At 54.6% G+C, this 4,839-nt stretch carries 5 protein-coding genes and 2 pseudogenes; all 7 read left to right on the forward strand.

What is annotated here, in order from left to right:
* A partial coding sequence (locus VEZ52_RS07180) for a [Fe-Fe] hydrogenase large subunit C-terminal domain-containing protein (protein ID WP_324836220.1) occupies nt 1–208 on the forward strand: 208 nt, incomplete at its 5' end.
* An 11-nt stretch (nt 209–219) separates the two neighbouring features.
* Nucleotides 220–594, forward strand: a complete 375-nt coding sequence (locus VEZ52_RS07185) for an iron hydrogenase small subunit (protein WP_324836221.1) — start codon at nt 220–222, stop codon at nt 592–594.
* A 391-nt stretch (nt 595–985) separates the two neighbouring features.
* Nucleotides 986–2,404: a [FeFe] hydrogenase H-cluster radical SAM maturase HydG gene (gene hydG, locus VEZ52_RS07190; protein WP_324836222.1), complete on the forward strand. Its 1,419-nt coding sequence runs from the start codon at nt 986–988 to the stop codon at nt 2,402–2,404.
* Between the two features lie 617 nt (nt 2,405–3,021).
* The gene (locus tag VEZ52_RS07195) at nt 3,022–3,432 is read left to right on the forward strand and encodes an NADH-quinone oxidoreductase subunit A (protein WP_192111829.1); all 411 of its coding nucleotides are present in this window, start codon (nt 3,022–3,024) and stop codon (nt 3,430–3,432) included.
* Nucleotides 3,417–3,884, forward strand: a pseudogene (locus VEZ52_RS07200) (NADH-quinone oxidoreductase subunit B); the annotation flags it as partial. The gene VEZ52_RS07195 and the pseudogene VEZ52_RS07200, both read left to right, overlap by 16 nt.
* Before the next feature lie 167 nt (nt 3,885–4,051).
* Nucleotides 4,052–4,627, forward strand: coding sequence for an NADH-quinone oxidoreductase subunit C (locus VEZ52_RS07205; RefSeq protein WP_324836223.1), 576 nt, complete (start codon nt 4,052–4,054; stop codon nt 4,625–4,627).
* Nucleotides 4,624–4,839: pseudogene (locus tag VEZ52_RS07210) on the forward strand (NADH-quinone oxidoreductase subunit D); the annotation flags it as partial. The gene VEZ52_RS07205 and the pseudogene VEZ52_RS07210, both read left to right, overlap by 4 nt.

The raw sequence follows: 4,839 nt of genomic DNA on the forward strand, positions 1-4,839 counted from the left end.
CGCAAAACGCTTTGCCCAGGTGTGCGATGAAGTGCGGGCGGGCAAATCGCCGTATCATTTCATTGAATTTATGGCCTGCCCCGGCGGGTGCGTGTGCGGCGGCGGGCAGCCCATCATGCCCAATGTGCTGCAAAGCGCGGAGCGAAAGGCCACCAGCCTCTTTGCCAGCCTGAAGCAGCGTCTTGCCAACACCCAGCCCAAAGCCTAGAGGAGCACGCCATGTCTATTATTGCCACCACTCGACGCGGATTTTTGAAGGGAGCGTGTATTCTCTCCGGCGGCTTGCTGCTGGGCGTGCGCATGGCCAACAAGGCCTATGCCGCCGCCAAGGATTTCAAGGATTACATGGGCGACCGTTCAGCCGCTGTGTACAGTGCCGATTCGGCCTTTCCCAAGCGCGCCAGTCAGGACAATACGCAGGTAAAGGCGCTTTACGATTCCTGGCTCGGCAAGCCCCTGAGCCATAAATCAGAAGAAAACCTCCACACCAAGTGGTTTGACAAATCAAAAGGCCTCAAGGCTCTTACGGCTTCAGGCGAATACCCCAACCCTCGCCACAAGGAGTTTGAGGGTACCGCCTATCCGTACGAATAACGCCACGGCCTTTTCCACCTGAGGGACCCCAAGACCCCTCGGGCCAGACCCACGGCCGACACGGTTTGCCCCCCGTGTCGGCCAGTTTGAATGCTGGGCTGTCCCTGACCATATTTATTCAGGCCATCAGTCAGCCCGCATACAGCGCACTTTGTCCGTGCACATGCACAGTGGACAGCTTAGCATAAAATTTTTGATTTCGGTGAGATAGCCGGTAGCGGAGCATACCGCCCATAGAAACGTTAAGTTTGCAGCCTGTATTTTCTCTTTTTGCGAAAGAACAGCCCTCTAGGATGTTTTTTCACCGTCTGCCTGTCGAGTTCTCTAAGCCAATATGGCTGGTCACCCGCCCGCACCGCCTGAGAATATGGGTCTTGCCGGAGGTTTTTTTATGTATAATCCCCAGTCGTTGCGCGCAGATGAATTTATTGACCATACAGAAGTGCTCGACTCCCTGAGCTACGCGGCCGAGCACGCGCGCGATGCAGAGCTTATTGACGCCATCATTGCCAAGGCCGCCCTTAAGAAAGGTCTGACCCACCGAGAGGCCTCTGTGCTGCTTGCCTGCGAGCTGCCGGAGAAAGTGGAGAAGGTGTACAGGCTTGCCAACCAGATCAAGCATGACTTTTACGGCAACCGCATTGTCATGTTTGCGCCGCTGTACCTTTCAAACCACTGCATCAACAGTTGCGTGTATTGCCCCTACCATTCGCAGAACAAAAACATCGCCCGCAAGAAGCTTACTCAGGAAGAAGTGGCCCGCGAGGTCATTGCCTTGCAGGACATGGGGCACAAACGCCTCGCGCTTGAGGCGGGCGAACACCCCACCATGAACCCCATTGAGTACATACTTGAGTGCATCAAGACCATCTATAGCATCAAGCATAAGAATGGGGCCATCCGCCGGGTGAACGTGAATATCGCGGCAACCACGGTGGAAGAATATGCAATGCTCAAGGATGCGGGCATCGGCACCTATATTCTGTTCCAGGAAACCTACCATAAGCAGAGTTACGAAAAGCTGCACCCGGCAGGACCCAAGCACGACTACGCCTGGCACACCGAGGCCATGGACCGCGCCATGCAGGGTGGCATTGATGATGTGGGCCTGGGGGTTCTTTTTGGTCTTGAGGGCTACCGCTATGAATTTGCGGCTCTGCTCATGCACGCCGAGCACCTCGAAGCCGTGCATGGAGTTGGCCCGCACACCATCAGCGTACCGCGCATTCGCCGCGCTGACGACATCAACCCTGATGTGTTCGACAACGGCATCAGCGACGATACGTTTGCCCGCATCTGCGCCTGTATCCGCGTGTCCGTGCCATACACGGGCATGATTGTTTCCACGCGTGAGAGCAAGGCCGTGCGTGAAAAGGTGCTGCCGCTGGGTATTTCGCAGATCAGCGGCGGTTCACGCACCAGCGTGGGCGGGTATTATGAGCCGGAGCCGGAAGAAGACAATTCCGCGCAGTTTGACGTGAGCGACCGCCGCACGCTGGACGAGGTGGTGCGCTGGCTCATGGAGCAGGGGCATGTGCCGAGCTTTTGCACGGCTTGTTACCGCGAGGGCCGCACCGGCGACCGCTTTATGGCCCTGTGCAAAAGTCAGCAGATTTTGAACTGCTGTCACCCCAACGCGCTGCTGACTCTCAAGGAATATTTGCAGGACTACGCCTCGCCGCAAACACGGCAGATGGGTCTTGCCATGATAGAGCAGGAACTGAACAAAATTCCCAGCGACAAGGTGCGCAAAAAAGCCAAGGAATACCTTGCCGCCATTGAAAACGGTCAGCGCGACTTTAGGTTTTGAATAAATTTTTCTGATGGTTTTTTGTATGAAGTCGAACTGAACTACGGCGCATTGGAGTGGCCCCAATGCGCCGTAGTTTGTATGTGGCCCCGCGAGTGCTGTGGATATCTTTTATCTGCTCAGGAGCCTTGGTTTTTCCGTTGCCCACAGTCGCAAGCCACCGCTCGTTCCCTCTCATCGCTCATTTTCTGCTGCGGCAACGCCCTGATCGCTATTCAGACCTGTGCGCCACCCGGTAATTTTTATGAAGTTTCGTGCTATTTTTTTTAAAAAAATAGCACGAAACTAGAATGGTAAATAATTTCAAGTTGTTTTGATGTACTTTTTGATCTGCTTATCACCAGTAGTAAAAATAAAATTGTTTTTTTCACTTTTTGTGATTGCACGCAATTTCAGATAAATGATTAATGTGCTAATATGATTGAACAAAAAATTCCTTTAATTGTACATTTTTGAACAGAAGCATGTATTTTTTTTAACAATTATTGACACAAACTTTCTGGGGGAGTAGTATTTAACTTAATTTATAAATTCACAAACAACTGTTGTTTTAATTGTTTGTGGATTGATCAAGTATATCTTTTCGTAAATTTTATTCCTATTACAAGGAAAAATTTATGTCTAGCAGCGAACTTGTTGACATTGTCTACATAATGGCATTCTGCCTTGGCGGTATGAGCTTTGCTCTGGGGCCATTTGTAATCGTTTTTTTTCTTGCCCCCCGCCTTACGCGCAACACAGTGGGCAAAACCCGCCAGATTGTTGAGTGCGGCATTGACCCTATTGGCGATGCCTGGATCAAATTCGGCGCGGTATATTATATGTACTCGCTGCTGTTCCTCGCCTTTGCGGTTGATATTCTCTTTCTCTTCCCTGTTGCGGTTATCTACAACAAGGCTTCTCCCATCAGTGATTTTTTGACGTTCGCGGAAGTTTTTCTGTTCGTGGGCATTTTGTCCCTTGTCATTCTGTACGCGTGGAAAAAGGGAGTGTTCCAGTGGCAACGGAAAATATATTCGGATCGGTAGTCCATTTTTCGCGGCTGGATTCGCTGCTGGACATGTGCCGGGCCAATTCGCTCTGGCCCATGACATTTGGCCTTGCCTGCTGCGCCATTGAAATGATGGCCACCGGCGCGTCCCGCTTTGATCTGGCGCGCTTTGGGGCCGAGGTGTTCAGGCCGTCGCCCCGGCAGAGCGATGTGATGATCGTTTCCGGCACCATCAACAAGAAGATGGCCCCGGCTGTGCAGATTCTCTACGACCAGATGCCCGAGCCAAAGTGGGTCATCGCCATGGGCAATTGCGCCATTTCCGGCGGGCCTTTTGTGTACGAGGGCCAGTACGGCGTAGTGGAAGGCGTGGGCAAGCTTTTCCCCGTGGATGTGTTCATTCCCGGTTGCCCGCCAAGGCCGGAAGCCCTGATCGAAGGTATCCTGAAGCTGGAAGAAAAGCTCACGGGCACCCGCCGCTGGCCCGTGGTGACGCCCCCCGGGCTTCCCGGCCCTGCGGCGGCGCAGGCGGCCAGAATGCAGGCGGAGGCGCAAGCGCCCCCGGCACCTGCCGAGGATGTTGCGGCTGATGGTGGCGCGTCTGTTGGCACCGTCGGGGATGACAAGGCGGGCAAGGAAGCAGGAGGGCATACGTCATGAACGCAGAAACCCTTTGCGCACAGTTGGCGGCTCTGCCCGGAGCCAGAGTCCGAGCCGCAGATCACGCCGCTGTGGGCTATGATCTTGATGTGACGCTGCCGGAAAGCTCCCTGCTTGCCGCCGTGGGCATCATGGATGGGGCGGGGTACTTTATTGAAGGCATGACCGGGGTAGATTGGCTTGGCGAATGCGAGGCCCTGCGCAAGGAGGCCGAAGCCAAGGCCAAAAAGGCCGCCGAAGCCGCTGCCAGTGCAGGGGATGCGCCGGATGCCAGCCAGGCCGCCCAACCTGAACCCCCTGCGCAGGATCCCATACCGCAGGAAGATGAGCTTGAAGTGGTATATGACTTCAACCTCTATGCCGCCCGCCATCGGGTATGCCTGCGGGTGCGCACGCCGCGCTCCAACCCGCAGATCCACACCATTGCCGAAATTTATCCCATAGCCCACTGGCACGAGCGCGAGATTCACGAGTTCTTTGGCATCGTCTTTATCGGGCATCCCTACCTCATCCCCCTGTTGTTGCCCGAAGACGCGGAATACCACCCCTTGCTCAAGGACTACAGCGCATGAACTATCTTGCCCAAAGTCCCACAGACGAGCGGTTTGTTCTGAACCTTGGCCCGCAGCACCCGGCTACGCATGGCGTTTTGCGCGTCAAGATGGTCATGGACGGCGAGTATATAGTGGAGGCCGAGCCTGTGCTTGGCTACATCCACCGCATGCACGAAAAAATGGCCGAAAACCGCACCTGGGCGCAGTTTATGCCCAATACGGGCCGCATG

This window comes from Desulfovibrio sp., from assembly GCF_035644575.1.
Taxonomy (GTDB): Bacteria; Desulfobacterota; Desulfovibrionia; order Desulfovibrionales; family Desulfovibrionaceae; genus Desulfovibrio.